Genomic DNA, 18752 nt, shown 5'->3' on the forward strand with positions numbered 1-18752 from the left:
GCAAAGTGTCCCGGATTGCGGCTTTGACCGGTGCGCGGTGCGGGACGTGTCGGGCGAGGATCGTCCGTACGGTCAGCCCCGGCGGCCTCTGTGGCCCCTGCATGCGGTGCGGTGCGATGCGTGCGGTGCGTGCTGTCGGACCCGTGAGGGACGAGGGGTCCCGGCGGCGGAATCGATCTGTTCGGTCCGGCCCGTGCGTAGTAGTGAGGGTTCCCAGGCTTCGCGGGGGAAAACCGCCCGTGCGCGCCCGATCGGGCCCGGACGCGCACGGGCACCGGCTCAGTGTCCCGGTGGCGGTGGCGCGCTCTGCCGCAGCCGGAACCAGTAGAAGCCGTGACCCGCGAGGGTCAGCAGGTAGGGCAGCTCCCCGATGGCCGGGAAGCGCACCCCGCCGATGAGCTCGACCGGATGCCTGCCGTTGAAGGCCCGGAGATCCAGCTCGGTCGGCTGTGCGAAACGGGAGAAATTGTTCACGCACAGGACCAGGTCGTCGTCCCGCTGCCCGGGCACCCGCACTTCGCGCAGGAAGGCCAGCACCGCCGGATTGCTGGAGGACAGCTCGGTGTACGAGCCGAGCCCGAAGGCGGGGTTCTGCTTGCGGATCTCGATCATCCGCCGGGTCCAGTGCAGCAGCGACGACGGGCTGCTCATCGCCGCCTCGACGTTGGTGACCTGGTACCCGTAGACCGGGTCCATGATCGTCGGGAGGTAGAGCCGCCCGGGGTCGCAGGAGGAGAAGCCGGCGTTGCGGTCCGGCGTCCACTGCATCGGCGTCCGCACGCCGTCGCGGTCGCCGAGCCAGATGTTGTCGCCCATGCCGATCTCGTCGCCGTAGTAGAGGATCGGCGAGCCGGGCAGCGACAGCAGGAGCGCGGTGAACAGCTCGATCTGATTGCGGTCGTTGTCGAGCAGCGGGGCCAGTCGGCGGCGGATGCCGATGTTGGCGCGCATCCGCGGGTCCTTGGCGTACTCCGCGTACATATAGTCGCGTTCTTCGTCCGTGACCATCTCGAGCGTGAGCTCGTCGTGGTTGCGCAGGAAGATGCCCCACTGGCAGCGCGAGGGAATGGCCGGGGTCTTGGCCAGGATTTCCGAGACCGGGTAGCGGGATTCCCGCCGTACGGCCATGAAGATGCGCGGCATCACGGGGAAGTGGAACGCCATATGGCACTCGTCGCCGCCCTCGGCGTAGTCGCCGAAGTAGTCGACGACGTCCTCCGGCCACTGGTTGGCCTCGGCGAGCAGCACCGTGTCGGGGTAGTGGGCGTCGATCTCGGCCCGCACCCGCTTGAGGAACTCGTGGCTGCGCGGGAGGTTCTCGCAGCTGGTGCCCTCCTCGGCGAAGAGATACGGCACGGCGTCGAGCCGGAAGCCGTCGATGCCGAGGTCCAGCCAGAACCGCAGCGAGGCCAGGATCTCCTCCTGGACGGCCGGGTTCTCGTAGTTGAGGTCCGGCTGGTGGGAGAAGAAGCGGTGCCAGTAGTACTGCTTGCGGACCGGGTCGAAGGTCCAGTTCGAGGACTCGGTGTCCACGAAGATGATCCGCGCGTCCTGGTACTGCTTGTCGTCGTCGGCCCAGACGTAGTAGTCGCCGTAGGGGCCGTCGGGATCCGAGCGGGACTGCTGGAACCAGTCGTGCTGATCGCTCGTATGGTTCATGACAAAGTCGATGATGACGCGCATGCCGCGCTGGTGTGCCGCGTCCACGAACTCCACGAAGTCGGCGAGGTCACCGAACTCGGGCAGCACCGAGGTGTAGTCCGAGACGTCGTAGCCGCCGTCGCGAAGCGGTGACTGGAAGAACGGTGGCAGCCAGAGGCAGTCCACGCCCAGCCACTGCAGATAGTCCAGCTTGGCCGTCAGACCCTTGAGGTCGCCGATGCCGTCGCCGTCGCTGTCCTGGAACGACCGGACCAGCACCTCGTAGAAGACGGCGCGCTTGAACCAGTCCGGATCCAGATCCTTCGCGGGAGTGTCCTCGAATGTGTCGGGGACGGGCTCGTTGACGATCATGGTGTGGGTGACCCTCCGATCGGTGAGGACGGTCGCAGCGAGAACACGTGCGCGGGCGCGATGGAACGGCCCGGCTCCAGGCGCACATAGTTGTCCCTGCCCCAGTGATAGGTCTCTCCGGTGAGCTCGTCGCGCACCGGGACGGACTCGTGCCAATCGAGGCCGAGTTCCGGCATGTTCAACGAGACCGTGGCCTCCTGGGTGTGGTGGGGGTCGAGGTTGACGACCGTCAGCACACAGGAGCCGCCAGGGCCGCCGACCCGCTTGGAATAGGCGATGACGGCGTCGTTGTCGGCGTCGTGGAAGCGCACGTTGCGCAGCCGGCGGAGCGCGGGCTGACGTCGCCGCAGCCGGTTGAGGGCGGTGATCAACGGCGCGAGGCTGCGCCCCTCGCGCTCCGCCGCGGCCCAGTCCCGGGGCCGCAGCTGATACTTCTCGGAGTCCAGATACTCCTCGCTGCCCGCCCGCACCGGGGTGTTCTCGCACAGCTCGTAACCGGCGTAGACACCCCAGGAGGGGGCCAGCGTCGCGGCGAGCACGGCCCGGATCTCGAACGCCGCGCGGCCGCCTTCCTGGAGGTAGGCGTGCAGGATGTCGGGGGTGTTGACGAAGAAGTTCGGCCGCATGCAGGCCGAGACCGAATCCCCCGACAGCTCGGTGACATAGTCGGTGAGCTCCCGCTTGGTGGTGCGCCAGGTGAAGTAGGTGTACGACTGCTGGAAGCCGACCGCCCCGAGCGTGCGCATCATGGCGGGCCGGGTGAACGCCTCGGCCAGGAACACCACATCCGGGTCGGTGCGGCCCACCTCGCCGATGACCTTCTCCCAGAACGACACCGGCTTGGTGTGCGGATTGTCGACGCGGAAGATGCGGATCCCGCGCGCCATCCAGAAGCGCAGCACCCGCAGCGTCTCCCGCACGATCCCGTCGAAGTCCGCGTCGAAGGCCAGCGGATAGATGTCCTGGTATTTCTTCGGCGGGTTCTCGGCGTACGCGATGGAGCCGTCGGCGCGGTGGTGGAACCACTCCGGGTGCTTTTCCACCCAGGGGTGCTCCGGGGAGCACTGGAGCGCGAAGTCGAGCGCCACCTCCATGCGCAGCTCGCGCGCCCGCGCCACGAAGTGGCCGAAGTCCTCGAAGGTGCCGAGGTCGGGGTGGAGGGCGTCGTGCCCGCCCTCGGCGGAGCCGATCGCCCAGGGGCTGCCCACGTCGTACGGACCCGCCGTGAGGCCGTTGTTGGGGCCCTTGCGGTAGGCGGTGCCGATGGGGTGCACCGGCGGGAGGTAGACCACGTCGAAGCCCATGGCCGCGACGGCCGGGAGCCGCTCCGCCGCCGTCCGGAAGGTGCCGGTGACCGGCGGCCCGCCCCTCGGCAGCAGTGCGCCCTCGGAGCGGGGGAACAGCTCGTACCACGAGCCGAACAGGGCCCGTTCGCGCTCGACCAGCACGGGCACCGGCCTGCTGCTGCTCACCAGCTCGCGCAGCGGGTGGGCGGCCAGGGCGGCCGAGACGTCGGGGGCCAGCGCGGCGGCCAGCCGTCCGGCGGCCGGGCGGCCCGAGTCCCGCAGGCCGTCGACGGCGGCGAGCACCGCCTCCCGGCCGTCGCTCTTGGGCACCCCCGCGGCGGCCCGCTCGTACAGCAGCGCGCCTTCCTCCAGGACCAGTTCGGAGTCGATCCCCGCCGGGATCTTGATCCGGGCCTGGTGCCGCCAGGTCTCCACCGGATCGCCCCACGCCTCCACCGCGTACGTCCAGCGGCCCTCGGCGTCCGGGGTGACCTCGGCGCCCCAGCGGTCGGTGCCCGGCGCGAGCTCCCGCATCGGCGTCCAGGGACCGGACCGGCCCGCGGGCCCCCGCAGCACCACATTGGCGCCGACCGCGTCATGGCCCTCGCGGAAGACGGTGGCGGTCACCTGGAAGGACTCGCCCGCCACGGCCTTGACCGGTCTGCGGCCGCAGTCCACGAGCGGGCCGAGGTCCAGGACGGGGATGCGACCGATCATGGGATCACCTGGAGGTTCGACGGAATTCGGGCGGTCTGGCGGTTCTGTTCTTTCTATCCGCTCCGCCGACCGTCGGCCGGACGCGGGCATGACTGCTCCTGCCCGCGTTCACCCGGGTGGATGCGGAAGAAATGCGGAAGAGGCGGAGCCATGGACGGAACGGCGGAGAGGGTGATTTCGCTGCGTACCGTTTGAGCTTTCCCATCGGCACCTGGCGAGCATGCCCGTCCCGCGGGAGCTACCGGTGCGTAGTTCCCGTGGCGCCGCGTGGGGAGGACGTCCGGCACTCCGTCACCCGTATGAAGTCTCCCCGTTGGGCCGATCGTGTGCAATGCGCCGAAAGTGGATAGGCGGCCGCCGAAAGGGGTAGCGGGGCGCCCGCGACGACAACGGAAGCCGTAGTGTCATTCGGCCTCCGGAGCGCCCGCTGTACGCGTGGCGTAGCCGACGCTCGTGCGCTTGCATCAGTCGGTGAGCTGCGGGGTGCTGGGCGCGGGTGCGTACGGCCCGAGCGCGCCCTCGGCCGTCAGCAGCTTCAGGGCCGCCTCCGACGCTGAGCCCGGTTCCGCGGTCAGGGCCAGCAGCCCCTGGCCGCCCGTGTCCGGCAGGCGCATCATCTCGAACGACAGACTCATCCGCCCCACCAGCGGATGGTGGAACTCCTTCACCCCCGACGTGCACGACCGCACCGGGTGCCGCGCCCACAGCGCCGAGAACTCCGCGCTGCCCATCGACAGTTCACCGATCAGCTCCGCCAGCCTGCGGTCCCGCGGGTACTCGCCCGCCGCCAGCCGCAGCGACGACACCGCGCGCCGCGCCTCCTCCTCCCAGCACGGATACAGCTCCCGGGCGTGCGGATCGAGGAACAGCAGCCGCTGGGTGTTGGGCCGCTCGTCCGGCCGGTCCGGGCCGTCCGCGTCCAGGTGCCCCGCCATCAGCGCGTGCGCCTGCGCGTTCCACGCCAGCACGTCGTAGCGCGCGTCGAGCACCAGCGCGGGCACCGCCATCGCCGCCACCAGCTGCCGCACCCCGGCACCCACGCTCGGCGCCCGGCCCGCGGGCCGCCGGACCGCGCGCCCAGGCCGGGCGAGATTGCGCAGGTGGGCGTGCTCGTCCGGAGTCAGCCGCAGCGCCCGCGCGAGCGCGTCGAGCACCCCGTCCGACGCGTTGCCCGACTGCCCCTGCTCCAGCCGCGTGTAGTACGCGACGCTCACCCCGGCCAGCTGCGCCAGCTCCTCGCGGCGCAGCCCCGGCACCCGGCGCCGCGCCCCGTACGCCACCAGACCCACATCCTCCGGCTGCAGCCGGGCACGGCGCGTACGGAGGAAGTCCCCCAATTCCGCAGGTATATCCATGTGCCCAGTCAACAACACGGGGCGCACGTACTGCCTGCCCCTGACAGGGACAGGCAGTGCCCCCAACAACCCGGAATCGGGACCGGCACGGCGCTAACGTCGTGACAGTGAAGGCCATTCGTCGATTCAGTGTGCGCCCCGTCCTTCCGGAGCCCCTACGACCGCTCAGCGAGCTGGCGCGCAATCTGCGCTGGTCCTGGCACCCCGAGACCCGCGAGCTCTTCCAGTCCGTCGACCCCGACGGCTGGCGGGCCGCCGCCGGGGACCCCCTGCGGCTGCTGGGCACCGTCTCCGCCGCCCGGCTGGCCGCCCTCGCCGAGGACCGCCGCTTCCGCCGCAGGCTCGCCGCCGCCTCCGACGATCTGCACGACTATCTCACCGGCCGCCGCTGGTACCAGGAGCAGCCCGAGGGCCTGCCCGCCGCCGTCGCCTACTTCTCCCCGGAGTTCGGCATCACCGCCGCCCTCCCGCAGTACAGCGGCGGCCTCGGCATCCTCGCCGGCGACCACCTCAAGTCCGCCAGCGACCTCGGCGTCCCCCTCATCGGCGTCGGACTGCTCTACCGCCACGGGTACTTCCGCCAGTCCCTCTCCCGCGAGGGCTGGCAGCAGGAGCACTACCCCCTGCTCGACCCCAACGAGCTCCCGCTGCGGATGCTCCGCGAACCCGACGGCACCCCCAGCCGCGTCTCCCTCGCCCTCCCCGGCGGCCGCTCCCTGCTCGCCTACGTCTGGCAGGCCCGCGTCGGCCGCGTCCCGCTGCTCCTCCTCGACTCCGACGTCGAGGAGAACGCCCCCCGCGAGCGCGACGTCACCGACCGGCTCTACGGCGGCGGGGGCGAGCACCGGCTGCTCCAGGAGATGCTCCTGGGCATCGGCGGGGTGCGCGCGGTGCGTGCGTACTGCCGGCTCACCGGCCACGCCGAACCCGAGGTCTTCCACACCAACGAGGGCCACGCCGGATTCCTGGGCCTTGAGCGCATCCGCGAACTCACCGAGAAGGGCGCCGACTTCGACTCCGCTCTGGAGAGCGTGCGCGCCGGGGCCGTCTTCACCACCCACACGCCCGTACCCGCCGGCATCGACCGCTTCGACCGCGAGCTCGTCGCCCGCCACTTCGGACCCGCCGGGGAACTCCCCGGCATCGACGTCGAACGCGTCCTCGAACTCGGCCTGGAGAGCTACCCCGGCGGCGAGCCCAACCTCTTCAACATGGCGGTCATGGGCCTGCGCCTCGCCCAGCGCGCCAACGGCGTCTCCACCCTCCACGGCCAGGTCAGCCGCCAGATGTTCGCCGGCCTGTGGCCCGGCTTCGACGCCGAGGAGGTGCCCATCACCTCCGTCACCAACGGCGTCCACGCCCCCACCTGGGTCGCCCCCGAGGTGCTGCGGCTCGGCGCCCGGCAGATCGGCGCCGGCCGCGCCGAGGACGCCCTCACCGTCGGCGGCTCGCAGCGCTGGGACGCCGTCGCCGACATCGCCGACGCCGACATCTGGGAACTGCGCCGCACCCTGCGCGAACAGCTCGTCGACGAGGTGCGCGAGCGGCTGCGCGCCGCCTGGCGCGAGCGCGGCGCGGGCACCGCCGAGCTCGGCTGGATCGACGGCGTCCTCGACCCCGACGTCCTCACCATCGGCTTCGCCCGCCGCGTCCCCTCGTACAAGCGCCTCACCCTCATGCTCCGCGACCGCGACCGGCTGATGGAGCTGCTCCTCCACCCCGAGCGGCCGATTCAGATCGTCGTCGCGGGCAAGGCCCACCCGGCCGACGACAGCGGCAAGCGCCTCGTCCAGGAGCTGGTGCGGTTCGCCGACGACCCGCGCGTGCGCCACCGCATCGTCTTCCTCCCGGACTACGGCATGGCGATGGCCCAGAAGCTCTACCCCGGCTGCGACGTCTGGCTCAACAACCCGCTGCGGCCCCTGGAGGCCTGCGGCACCTCCGGCATGAAGGCCGCGCTCAACGGCTGTCTCAACCTGTCCGTCCTGGACGGCTGGTGGGACGAGTGGTACGAACCCGACTTCGGCTGGGCCATCCCCACCGCCGACGGCACCGCCACCGACGAGGACCGCCGCGACGACCTGGAGGCCACCGCCCTCTACCGCCTCCTGGAGGAGCGGGTCGCGCCGCGCTTCTACGACCAGGGCGCGGGCGGGCTGCCCGGCCGCTGGATCGAGATGGTCCGCCGCACGCTCACCACCCTCGGCCCGAAGGTCCTCGCCGGGCGCATGGTCCGGGAGTACGTGGAGCGGCTGTACGGCCCCGCCGCCGATGCCCAGCGCGCGCTCGACCCGGACACCGCCCGGGAACTGGCCGCCTGGAAGCGGCGGGTGCGGGACGGCTGGCCGGGCGTCGCCGTCGACCACGTGGAGGCGGTCGCGGACACCGCGCTCAACGGCACGGCCGAACTGGGCGCCACGGTGTCCCTGCGGGTCAGCGTCACGCTCGGCGCGCTGGAACCCGCCGACGTCGAGGTCCAGGCGGTCGCCGGACGCGTCGACCCCGCGGACCATCTGAGCCGTACGTCGACGTTCACGCTGAAGCCGACGGGGGCGCCGGGGCTCGACGGCCGCCGCCTCTACGAGGGCCCGCTGACCCTCGACCGCACGGGGCCCTTCGGCTACACGGTCCGCATCCTGCCGGCGCACCGGCTGCTGGCCAGCGGGGCGGAGCTGGGGCTGGTGACGCTGCCGCCGGAGTCGGCGGGCGAGGGGGCGGGGGTGCTGCTGAGGTAGCGCGGCCTCCGCGGGCCGGGACCGGGGCTCCGTCCCGGACCCGGCACATGAGACGTCGCCCGGGGGAGCGAATCCTCACCCCGGGCGACGTCTGTTCAATGGGCCGGGCTAGAAGCTGAGTTTCCAGCTGTTCAGCGTGCCGCTGTCACCCGCGTACACGTCCTGCACCTGGAGTTTCCACGTGCCGGTCGCCGACGACCCGGACGTGTCCACCGTGTATGTCTCCTTCACGTCCGCCGCGGAGTCCCACGAGTCGGAGTCCTTCAGCCGCCACGACTTGCCGTCGGGGGCCAGCAGGTCGATCCGGAGGTCACCGCGGTAGGTGTGCGTGATGTTCACGTCCACCTTCAGCGCGGACGAGCCGTTGCCGCTGCGCGTCACGACGATCGGCGAGGTGACGGCGGGACCCGCGTCGGGGATCGCCACCGGGGTGGTGTTCTCGAAGACGCTGCCGCCGCCCGTGGTGTTCACGGTCCACTTGAAGGACGCGGTGCCCGTCTTGCCGCCCGAGTCCTTCGCGGTGACGGTCACCGAGCTGGTGCCGGTGGCGGTCGGGGTGCCGGAGATCAGGCCGGTCGAGGAGCTGATCGACAGGCCGGCGGGCAGCCCGGACGCCGAGTAGGCCAGCGAACCCGCGGTGGAGCTCGTCGCCTTGACCTGGAGCTGGACCGCGGTGTTCACGATGCTGGTCTGGTCGCCGGGAGAGGTGACGGTGACCCCGGACGAGACCCGGCTGCCGACGCTGATGGCGGCCCACGCGTTGGCCGCGTTGTTGTACGTCTCGCTGCCGACGCCGAACAGCTCACCGGCGGCCCACAGCGTCGCGTCCCGCGCGCCCGCGTAGTCGGTGTTGGACTGCATGCGCTCGCTCAGCGCCTTGTACCAGATCTTCGCGGCGTTGTCCCGGCCGATGCCGGTGACCGGCAGTCCGTCGGCGGTCGGGCTGTCGTAGTGCACGCCGTTGATGTCCTTCGGGCCGCTGCCCTCGGACGCCAGGTAGAACCAGTGGTTGGCCGGGCCCGACGAGTAGTGCACGTCGATTCCGCCGAGGCCGGAGTACCACGCGTCCTTGGACCGGCCGTCCTTGCTCGGCTTGTCCAGGTAGCGCAACGGCGTCCCGTTGCCGTTGATGTCGATCTTCTTGCCGATCATGTAGTCGCCGGAGTCGCTGGGGTTGCCCGCCCACCACTTGACGGCGGTCGCCATGATGTCGGACGTGGCCTCGTTCAGCCCGCCGGACTCCCCGCTGTAGGTGAGGTTGGCGGTGGCGGACGTGACACCGTGCGTCATCTCGTGCGCGGCCACGTCGATCGCGGTCAGCGGCTTGGCGTTGCCTGACCCGTCGCCGTACGTCATGCAGAAGCAGCTGTCGTCCCAGAAGGCGTTGACGTAGCTGTTGCCGTAGTGGACCCGGCTGTACGCGCCCTGGCCGTCGCCGCGGATGCCGCTGCGCCCGTGGACGTTCTTGTAGTAGTCCCAGGTGAGCTGGGCACCGTAGTGCGCGTCGGCGCCGGCGGTGGCCGGGTCGCTGTTGGAGCCGTTGCCCCATACGTCGGTGGAGTTGGTGTAGAGCGAGCCCGTGCCCGACGAACCGTGGTTCAGGTTGTACGTCTTGTGGCCGCCGCGCGTGCCGTCGTCGAGCGTGTACGAACTGCCGGACTGCGTGGTGCCGATGGTGACCTTGCCGCTGTACTGGGTGTTGCCGGTGCCCGTCTTGATGCCCTGGTACTCGAAGAGCTTCTTGCCCGTCTTCGCGTCCGTGATGACGTGCAGCTGGTTGGGCGTGCCGTCCTCCTGGAGGCCGCCGACGACCGTCTCGTACGCGAGGACCGGCGTCCCGCTCGCCGCCCAGATCACCTTGCGCGGCGCCAGGTCGGCCTTGGTGGCCTTCGAGCCCTGCGCGTTCGCGGCCTTCACCGCGGCCTTCTCCGCGGCGGAGGCCGCGAGGCCGGGTGTGGTGGTGGCCACCGCCATCCGGGCCTTGGTGGCCTTGGCGACGGTCTTGACCGCGCCGCCCTTGGTCGCGTCGACCACGAGGTCCCCGCCGAGGACCGGCAGGCCCTCGTAGGTGCGCTCGTAGCGGGTGTGGCTCGTGCCGTTGGCGTCCTTGACGACGTCCTTGACGACCAGCTGTTCCTTGGCGCCGAGACCGAGCGTCCTGGCGGTCTGCGCCTTGGTCGCGTTGGCCTCGCGCATGAGCTCCGCACGCTGCGAGGGGGTGAGCTTGGCGGGCAGGGCACCGGGGTCGGCCTTGGCGACGACCTTGCGGCCCGCGGTCGCCTGCTCGGACTTGGCGGTGGCGGCACCGGTCTGCGCGCCGACGGCGAGCACGGCGGTGACAGCGACCAGCGCTCCGGTGGCGACTGCGCGCCGATGGGGGGTGGGTCTCACACTGACTCCTTCTGCGGTGGCCACGGTGGGTGACCGACGGGCATCCGGGCGGCCGAGCCGGCCGCCGGCAGAGCGAGGCAGAACACGATTCGTCAGAGGGGGGAAGCCGATGGGAGCAGGGGGTGAACACGACGCCTGACGCGGTGCCATGGGGGGAGCCGAGCGTCGGTGGAGGGAAGAGTCCCACTGCGGGCATGTACGTGTCAGGAGTGCGGCGGCAAGTTGGCCGGATAGCGTCCGTTGACGAACGAGCGGGGTCCGCATAGCGGATCGGGAAGGATGCGGGGTGGGGGAGCCTTTGACTCCGTTGCGGGGGTGAGGTGTTGGGGCACGCACGCGACCGGAAATGGTGCAGTCCAATGACGGCGGCCCCCGCCCCCGGGTGCGCAATCGGCCCGTGCGCTACACCAAGCTGTCCCGCCAAGCCCGGTGCAGGTCCGCGAAGCGGCCTGTCCCGGCGATGAGTTCGGACGGAGTGCCGTCCTCCACGACGCGGCCGTCGGCCATGACCAGGACGCGGTCCGCGATCTCGACCGTCGACAGGCGGTGCGCGATGACGACGGCCGTGCGCCCGCGCAGCACCGTCCGCATCGCCGCCTGCACCGCCCGCTCGCCGGGGACGTCCAGCGAGGACGTCGCCTCGTCGAGGATGAGGACCGCGGGGTCCGCGAGGAGCGCGCGGGCGAACGCGACCAGCTGGCGCTGGCCCGCGGAGATGCGGCCGCCGCGCTTGCGGACGTCCGTGTCGTAGCCCTCCGGGAGAGCGGTGATGAAGTCGTGCGCGCCGATGGCCTTGGCCGCCCGCTCCATCTCCTCGCGCGTCGCTCCGGGGCGGCCGATGGCGATGTTGTCCGCGACCGTGCCGGAGAACAGGAAGGACTCCTGGGTGACCATGACGACCCCGCGGCGCAGCTCCGGCACGGCCAGGTCGCGCAGCGGCACGCCGTCGAGCCGGACCTCGCCCTCGGTCGGGTCGTAGAAGCGGGCGAGCAGCTTGGCGAGCGTGGACTTGCCGGCGCCGGTGGAGCCGACGACGGCCACCGTCCGCCCGGCGGCCAGGGTCAGGTCGAAGCGGGGCAGCACCTCGCCGCCCGTACGGTAGGCGAAGCGGACCCCGTCGAAGACGACCTCGCGGCCGGGACTGTCCGCGGGCCGCTCGGGCAGCGAACCGGGGCGGGCGGGCTCGGGGACGGAAGGGCGCTGGGCGAGCAGACCGGCGATCTTCTCCAGGGACGCGGCCGCCGACTGATAGGTGTTGAGGAACATCCCGAGCCGGTCGATCGGGTCGTACAGCCGACGCAGATACAGCACGGAGGCGGCGAGCGCGCCGAGCGCCAGCTCGTCCGAGGCCACCCGGTAGGCGCCCCACAGGACGATCGCCGCGAGCGCGGTGTTGGCCACCAGCCGGGACCAGAAGATATAGCGGGCCATCTCCAGCATCGCGGCCGTGTTGGACCGCCGGTGCCGGGAGTTGAGCCCGGCGAACTGCGCCTCGTTGGCGCGCTCCCGGCGGAAGGCCTGCACCGGCCGGATCCCGTTCATCGTCTCGGTGAACTTCACGATGACGGAGGCCATCGCCGTGGACCGCTCGCCGTAGACGGCCATGGCGCGGCGCCGGTAGGAGCGCACGAACAGATAGAGCGGGGCGATCGACAGCACGGCCGCGCCGCCGATGCCCCAGTCGAGGTAGAGCAGCGTCGCCGAGACGTACACCACCGACAGGGCGACGCCGATGAGCTCCTGGAGGCCGTCGTTGAGCAGCTCGCGGATCGACTCGACGTCGGTGGTGGCGCGGGAGATCAGCCGGCCGGAGGTGTAGCGCTCGTGGAAGTCGACGCTGAGCGACTGCGCGTGCCGGAAGATCCGGCCGCGCAGGTCCAGGAGCATGTCCTGGCCGATGCGGGCGGACAGCCGCACGAAGGCCAGCTGGAGGAGGCCGGAGGCCAGCGCGCAGAGCGCGTACCCGACGCCGACCGCGACGAGCGGGCCGTGGTCGCCGTGGCGCACGGCGGGCACACCGCGGTCGATGGCGTACGCCACCAGCAGCGGCCCCGCCTGGACGGCGGCCTGCTGGAGCAGCAGGACGAGGACGGTGAGCCGGACCGCGCCCCGGGCGGGGGCGAGGAGCGAGCGCAGCAGCGTGCGGGAGGCGCCCTTGGGCGCGGGCAGGACGTCCTGGCCGACGGGGTCGTCGGCGGCCGTCCGCGCGGTCTCCTCGGACTGCTGCTCGGGGGCGGTGGTGGTCATCGCCGCGGCCCTCCCTGATGTGCGTGGTCGTCCTGGCCCGACATGAGTGACGCGTACTCCTCGCTGCCGCGCAGCAGTTCGTGGTGGGTGCCGACCGCCGTGATGCGCCCGCCGGAGAGCAGCGCTACCCGGTCGGCGAGCAGGACGGTGGACGGGCGGTGGGCGACGACCAGGGCGGTGGTGGTGGCGAGCACGTCACGCAGCGCCGCCTCCACCAGGGCCTCGGTGTGGACGTCGAGCGCGGAGAGCGGGTCGTCGAGGATGAGGAAGCGGGGGGACCCGACGACGGCGCGGGCCAGCGCGAGGCGCTGCCGCTGACCGCCGGAGAGGCTCAGCCCCTGCTCGCCGACCTGGGTGCCGGGGCCCTCGGGCAGGGCGTGCACGAAGTCCGCCTGGGCGACGGACAGGGCCCGTACGAGATCGGCCTCCCGGGCGCCGGCGGCACCCATCAGCACGTTGTCGGCGACGGTGGCCGAGAAGAGCGTGGGGTCCTCGAAGGCGACGGAGACGAGCTCGCGCAGCCGCTCGCGGGGGAGCGTCGCGATGTCCCGGCCGTCGAGGGTGATCCGCCCGGCGGTCGCCTCGTGGAGGCGGGGGATCAGCGCGGTGAGGGTGGTCTTGCCGCTGCCGGTGGTGCCGACGAGGGCCATGGTCTCGCCGGGCCGGATGTGCAGGTCGATGCCGCGCAGCACGGGCGGGGAGTCGGCGGGGGCGTCGGGATAGCGGAACTCCACGCCCTCCAGCCGGAGTCCGTCGCGGTCGGGCAGGGACTTGTCGGCGGCCGCGGGTCTGTCCCCGTGCTGGTCCGGAACGGGCCCGTCCGCGGGCACGGGGCTGTCCAGCACCTCGAAGAAGCGGTCCGCGGCCGTCGCCGACTCGTTGGTCACCGCGAGCAGGAAGCCCAGCGACTCCACCGGCCAGCGCAGCGCGAGCGCCGTCGACAGGAACGCCACCAGGGTGCCCGCGGAGAGCTGGCCGTCGGCGACCTGCACCACCCCGAGCAGCAGCGCCGCCCCGATCGCCAGCTCCGGCAGAATCATGATCAGCGCCCAGAGCGTCCCCAGCAGGCCCGCCTTGCGCAGCTCCGTCGACCGCAGCCGGCCGGACAGGCCCATGAACGAGCGCTCCTGCCGGTGGTGCCGGCCGAAGCCCTTGATGATGCGGATGCCGAGGACGCTCTCCTCGACGGCCGTCGTCAGATCGCCCACCTGGTCCTGCGCGGTGCGCGCGGCCCGGGAATAGCGCTCCTCGAACAGCGAGCAGAGCACGACCAGCGGCACCACCGGCGCCAGCAGCACCAGCCCCAGCACCCACTGCTGCATCAGCAGGATGACGAAGCCGACCACGATGGTCACCCCGTTGACCAGCAGGAAGGTCAGCGGGAACGCAAGGAAGATCCGCAGCAGCATCAGGTCGCTCGTGCCGCGCGACAGCAACTGCCCCGAGGGCCAGCGGTCGTGGAAGGCCACGGGCAGCCGCTGGAGACGGCCGTAGAGGTCCGCCCGCATGTCCGCCTCGACGCGCGCCAACGGGCGGGCGATCAGCCGGCGGCGCATCAGGAACAGCGTCGCCTCCGCCGCGCCGAGGACCAGCAGCAGGGCGCCGCCCAGCCATACGCCCGACGGGTCGCGGCCGGCGACCGGGCCGTCGACCATCCACTTCAGCACGAGGGGGATGACGAGGCCGATGCAGGACGCGACGACCGCGGTGGCCGCGGCGGCGACCAGCGGGACGCGGACGGGGCGGACGTAGGGCCACAGGCGCAGCAGTGAGCGGACGGGGGAGCGCGGGGTTCCTCGGGTATCAACCATCATGAGCGAGCGTACGGTTGCCCACTGACACCGCTCACGCGGTTTTTTCCCCAGCCCCGCCCCTTCCCGAAACTGGGGGCAAGCCCCCCAGACCCCCCCGGGTGCGCAGATTCAGCCCGTCCGGCGTTTGAGGACAGGGGTCTGGGGCGGAGCCCCAGTTACGGGAAGGGGCGGGGTAGGGGAGAAACCGCCGGGACGGCCCGCAGCAGGAGCACCGAGCGGGGCCGTACGGCCACAGGCGCACCGGCGGGGCGGCGGATTCCCGGGGCCACGGCCTGCCGCTCCAGCGCCGTGTTCACGAGCAGTTCATACGCCGAAGCCCACGGCGGACCCGGCAGCATGAACCGCACCGGCCCGGCCCCCGCATGCAGCACCGTCAGGAAGCTGTCGTCGACCACAGGTTCACCCCCAGGGCCGCGCCGGGGGATGTCCCGGCCGGAGAGGAACATGCCGAGCGTCGCCGTCGGCGCGTACCAGTCGGCCTCGCTCATCTCCGTGCCGTCCGCCGTGAACCAGGCGAGGTCCCGCAGCCCGTCCGCTCCTTGGGGTCGGCCGGAGAAGAAGGAGCGGCTGCGCAGCACGGGGTGGGCGCGGCGCAGCGCGAGGAGCCGGCCGGAGAGCTCGGCGAGTTCCCGCCAGCCGGGGTCGTCCAGGAGGGACCAGTCGACCCAGCTGGTCCCGTTGTCCTGGCAGTAGGCGTTGTTGTTGCCGCCCTGCGTGCGGCCCATCTCGTCCCCCGCCACCAGCATGGGCACGCCGGTGGACAGCAGCAGGGTGGTCAGCAGGTTCCGTAACTGCCGCCGCCGCAGCGCGAGGACCGCCGGGTCGTCGGTCTCGCCCTCGGCGCCGCAGTTCCAGGAGCGGTTGTCGCCGGTGCCGTCGCGGTTGCCCTCGCCGTTGGCCTCGTTGTGCTTCTGCTCGTAACTGACGAGGTCGCGCAGGGTGAAGCCGTCATGCGCGGTGATGAAGTTGACGGAGGCGTAGGGCCTGCGGCCGCCCCAGGCGTAGAGGTCGCTGGAGCCCGACAGGCGGTAGCCGAGATCCCGTACGTCCGGCAGCGCGCCCCGCCAGAAGTCGCGCACGGCGTCGCGGTAGCGGTCGTTCCACTCCGTCCACAGCGGCGGGAAGGCGCCCACCTGGTAGCCGCCCGAACCCACGTCCCACGGCTCGGCGATGAGCTTGACCCGGCGCAGCACCGGGTCCTGGGCGATGACCGCGAGGAACGGCGAGAGCATGTCGGGCTCGTCGATGGAGCGCATGCCCCGGGCCAGCGCCGCCGCCAGGTCGAAGCGGAAGCCGTCGACGCCCATCTCGGTGACCCAGTAGCGCAGCGAGTCGGTGATCAGCCGGAGGACGTTCGGCTGCACCACGTGGAGGGTGTTGCCGCAGCCGGTGTAGTCGGCGTAGCGGCGGGCGTCGTCCTGGAGGCGGTAGTAGCGGCGGTTGTCCACGCCGCGCAGGGAGAGCGTCGGCCCGAGCTCGCCGCCCTCCGCCGTGTGGTTGTAGACGACGTCGAGGATGACCTCGATGCCCGCCGCGTGCAGGGCCCGCACCATCCGCTTGAACTCGCCCACCTGTCGGCCGCGCGTCCCGGTGGCCGCGTAGGCGGCGTGCGGGGCGAAGTAGCCGATGGAGTTGTAGCCCCAGTAGTTGCGCAGCCCGCGCCGCAGCAGGTGGTCCTCGTGCGCGAAGTGGTGCACCGGCAGCAGCTCGACCGCGGTCACCCCGAGGCGCACCAGGTGGTCGACGGCCGCGGGGTGCGCGAGCCCCGCGTAGGTGCCGCGCAGCCGCTCCGGGATGCCGGGGTGGCGCATGGTGAAGCCGCGCACGTGCAGTTCGTAGATGACCGAGTCGGCCCACGGCGTCTTCGGCCTGTGGTCGTCCGCCCAGTCGTCGCCGTCCGCGACGACGACGCCCTTGGGGACGTACGGGGCGGAGTCGCGGTCGTCGCGCACGGTGTCGGCGACGTACTGCTGCGGCCAGTCGCGGACGTGTCCGTACACCTCGGGAGGAAGCGTGAAATCCCCGTCTATCGCCCGCGCGTAGGGATCGAGGAGGAGCTTGGCGGGGTTCCAGCGGGCGCCGGTCCAGGGGTCCCAGCGGCCGTGCACGCGATAGCCGTAGCGCCGGCCGGGCAGCACGCCCGGCACGAAGCCGTGCCATATCTCGTGCGTCAACTCGCCCAAGGGCAGGCGGGTTTCCGCCTCCCGGAGCGGCTCGCCGTCGGGGCCGGTGCCCGGCTCGTCGTCGAACAGGCACAGCTCGACGGCCTCCGCCCCGCCGGCCCACAGGGCGAAGTTCGTCCCCGCCACCCCGTCGGCGCCCACGCGGTACCGCGCGCCCAGCGGCTCCGAGCTGCCCGGCCGCACCGCCGGGCCGTCGGGTGCCCGGCCCTCCGGCCGCCGGTGGCCGTTGACGCCGGACACGGCGGGCGGCCTCGCACCGCCGTCCGTACGGGGCCGGGCGGGGGCGCGCTCGAACCGGTCGCCCCGCTCCGCCCGTTCCGCCCCTTGCTCGGGTGCGCTCGACACGTCTTCGCCTCCGGCGGCTCTCGGCCGGCGCGCCGGGCACCCGGCTTCCCGTGCCGGGTGTCGGCGGCCCTGTCCTTCCCCCAGTTCTGCCCAGATCCACGCGCGCGCTCACCCGTGTGATCGGATGCGACAGGTGTGCGGAGTTCGGACGGGGGCCGCACCGCCAGGTGGTCAACGGCGGGTCTGTGGCCGGTTTAAGATGCCTCGATTCGGCCACAGCTCACCCCTCATGCGTACGCCTCGCACCACCGTTCTCATTTGCTGCGGAACGGTGACATTCCCGAGCCATGCACTGTCGGAGGCATGTGGTTATCTATCGCCATGCGCGTGCTGACGCGCTCAGGGGGCGCCGCGTGGCCGCGGGCCGTGCGAAGGGGAGACAACCGTTGTGAACATGCAGCTGATATCGAGAGGGCGCGGGGGCCGCAGGGGTCTGTTCGCGCTGCTGCTCGGAGCGCTGTTGCTGCTGGTCACCGCCTGCGGGGGTGACGGTGACACCAAGAAGGACGGTGCCAAGAAGGACGACGGCAAGCCGTCGAAGGCCGTGGTGGTGATCGCGCCCAAGGACGGTGCGACCGACGTCGCGACGAGCGGCGCGCTCAAGGTCACCGCGCAGGAGGGCACCCTGACCTCCGTCAAGGTCGCCGACGCCAAGGGCGCCGCGGTGGACGGGAAGATAACCGACGGCGGCGCGGCCTGGGAGCCGACCGCCCACCTGGGCGCCTCCACGAAGTACACGGTGGACGCGCTGGCGAAGGACAAGGACGGCCGGACGTCCGCGAAGCACGCGACGTTCACGACCCTCACCCCGCAGAACACGTTCGTCGGCTACTTCACGCCGGAGGACGGCAGCACGGTCGGCGTCGGCATGCCCGTGTCGCTCAATTTCAGCCGCGGCATCACCGACACCAAGGCCGTCGAGCGGGCCGTCAAGGTGACCGCCGAGCCCTCGGTGCCCATCAAGGGCCACTGGTTCGGGAACGACCGCCTCGACTTCCGCCCCGAGAAGTACTGGGCCGCGGGCACCAAGGTGACGCTGGAGATGAACCTCGACGGCGTCGAGGGCCGTGACGGCGTCTACGGCACGCAGAACAAGACCGTGAAGTTCACCGTCGGCCGCAGCCAGGTGAGCACGGTGGACGCCTCCAGCCACCAGATGACGGTCGAGCGGGACGGCAAGCCGCTCAAGACCATCCCGATCTCGGCAGGCGCCCCGGGCCACTCGACGTACAACGGCCAGATGGTCATCAGCGAGAAGTACGAAGTGACGCGCATGGACGGCCGCACGGTCGGCTTCGGCGGCGAGTACGACATCTCGGACGTGCCGCACGCGATGCGCCTGTCGACGTCCGGCACCTTCATCCACGGCAACTACTGGTCGGGCGAGGGCACCTTCGGCTCGGAGAACGCCAGCCACGGCTGCGTCGGACTGTTCGACCAGCGCGGCGGCGGCGACCCGTCCACCCCGGCCTCGTGGTTCTACAACAACTCCCTCGTCGGTGACGTCGTCGTGGTCAAGAACTCCAACGACAAGACGATCGCGCCGGACAACGGATTCAGCGACTGGAACATGTCCTGGTCCGAGTGGACCGCCGGGAGCTGACGCCCCCTCCCCCTCGACGGCCCCGCGGCCCGGCGCACTGTGTGACCAAGTGCACCGGGCCGC

At 71.7% G+C, this 18752-nt stretch carries 9 protein-coding genes; 2 read left to right on the forward strand and 7 right to left on the reverse strand.

What is annotated here, in order from left to right; all coding sequences use genetic code 11:
• Nucleotides 1–279 precede the first annotated feature (279 nt).
• The 3 genes from treS to ABD269_RS21410 all read right to left on the reverse strand — a co-directional run bounded on the left by treS (nucleotide 280) and on the right by ABD269_RS21410 (nucleotide 5371).
• Nucleotides 280–2013 carry a maltose alpha-D-glucosyltransferase gene (treS, locus tag ABD269_RS21400; protein WP_344120070.1) on the reverse strand — a complete coding sequence of 578 codons (1734 nt, stop codon included), beginning with the start codon at nucleotides 2011–2013 and terminating at the stop codon, nucleotides 280–282.
• Nucleotides 2010–4016 carry an alpha-1,4-glucan--maltose-1-phosphate maltosyltransferase gene (locus tag ABD269_RS21405; RefSeq protein ID WP_344120072.1) on the reverse strand — a complete coding sequence of 669 codons (2007 nt, stop codon included), beginning with the start codon at nucleotides 4014–4016 and terminating at the stop codon, nucleotides 2010–2012. Before ABD269_RS21405 ends, treS begins: the two co-directional genes overlap by 4 nt.
• Nucleotides 4017–4480: 464 nt before the next feature.
• Nucleotides 4481–5371: a helix-turn-helix domain-containing protein gene (locus ABD269_RS21410; RefSeq protein WP_301892163.1), complete on the reverse strand. Its 891-nt coding sequence runs from the start codon at nucleotides 5369–5371 to the stop codon at nucleotides 4481–4483.
• Between the two features lie 107 nt (nucleotides 5372–5478).
• Between ABD269_RS21410 and glgP the strand changes: the two genes are divergently transcribed.
• Nucleotides 5479–8106: an alpha-glucan family phosphorylase gene (glgP, locus tag ABD269_RS21415; RefSeq protein ID WP_344120076.1), complete on the forward strand. Its 2628-nt coding sequence runs from the start codon at nucleotides 5479–5481 to the stop codon at nucleotides 8104–8106.
• A gap of 108 nt (nucleotides 8107–8214) precedes the next feature.
• Here the strand turns inward: glgP and ABD269_RS21420 are convergent, their stop codons facing one another.
• The 4 genes from ABD269_RS21420 to glgX all read right to left on the reverse strand — a co-directional run bounded on the left by ABD269_RS21420 (nucleotide 8215) and on the right by glgX (nucleotide 17086).
• Nucleotides 8215–10497 (reverse strand): M4 family metallopeptidase, encoded by a 2283-nt coding sequence (locus tag ABD269_RS21420; protein WP_344120078.1) that lies wholly within the window; start codon nucleotides 10495–10497, stop codon nucleotides 8215–8217.
• A gap of 402 nt (nucleotides 10498–10899) precedes the next feature.
• Nucleotides 10900–12744 carry an ABC transporter ATP-binding protein gene (locus ABD269_RS21425; protein WP_344120080.1) on the reverse strand — a complete coding sequence of 615 codons (1845 nt, stop codon included), beginning with the start codon at nucleotides 12742–12744 and terminating at the stop codon, nucleotides 10900–10902.
• A complete protein-coding gene (locus ABD269_RS21430) occupies nucleotides 12741–14558 on the reverse strand; it encodes an ABC transporter ATP-binding protein (protein WP_344120082.1) in 1818 nt (605 codons plus the stop codon). Before ABD269_RS21430 ends, ABD269_RS21425 begins: the two co-directional genes overlap by 4 nt.
• 155 nt (nucleotides 14559–14713) lie before the next feature.
• Entirely contained in the window at nucleotides 14714–17086 is a 2373-nt protein-coding gene (glgX, locus tag ABD269_RS21435; RefSeq protein WP_425572950.1) for a glycogen debranching protein GlgX, read from the reverse strand.
• A 394-nt stretch (nucleotides 17087–17480) separates the two neighbouring features.
• Here glgX and ABD269_RS21440 point away from each other — a divergent pair, with 394 nt between their 5' ends.
• On the forward strand, nucleotides 17481–18689 hold the full coding sequence (locus ABD269_RS21440; RefSeq protein ID WP_344120084.1) for a L,D-transpeptidase: 1209 nt from the start codon (nucleotides 17481–17483) through the stop codon (nucleotides 18687–18689).
• The last annotated feature ends 63 nt before the right edge of the window (nucleotides 18690–18752 follow it).

The sequence above is a fragment of the Streptomyces blastmyceticus genome, assembly GCF_039521185.1.
GTDB lineage: Bacteria > Actinomycetota > Actinomycetes > Streptomycetales > Streptomycetaceae > Streptomyces > Streptomyces blastmyceticus.

What these genes read in the sequence shown, in the direction of transcription:
- treS (WP_344120070.1), bottom strand. Translation starts at nt 2,013, where the DNA reads ATGATCGTCAACGAGCCCGTCCCCGACACATTCGAGGACACTCCCGCG.
- ABD269_RS21405 (WP_344120072.1), bottom strand. Translation starts at nt 4,016, where the DNA reads ATGATCGGTCGCATCCCCGTCCTGGACCTCGGCCCGCTCGTGGACTGC.
- ABD269_RS21410 (WP_301892163.1), bottom strand. Translation starts at nt 5,371, where the DNA reads ATGGATATACCTGCGGAATTGGGGGACTTCCTCCGTACGCGCCGTGCC.
- ABD269_RS21425 (WP_344120080.1), bottom strand. Translation starts at nt 12,744, where the DNA reads ATGACCACCACCGCCCCCGAGCAGCAGTCCGAGGAGACCGCGCGGACG.
- ABD269_RS21430 (WP_344120082.1), bottom strand. Translation starts at nt 14,558, where the DNA reads ATGATGGTTGATACCCGAGGAACCCCGCGCTCCCCCGTCCGCTCACTG.
- ABD269_RS21440 (WP_344120084.1), top strand. Translation starts at nt 17,481, where the DNA reads ATGCAGCTGATATCGAGAGGGCGCGGGGGCCGCAGGGGTCTGTTCGCG.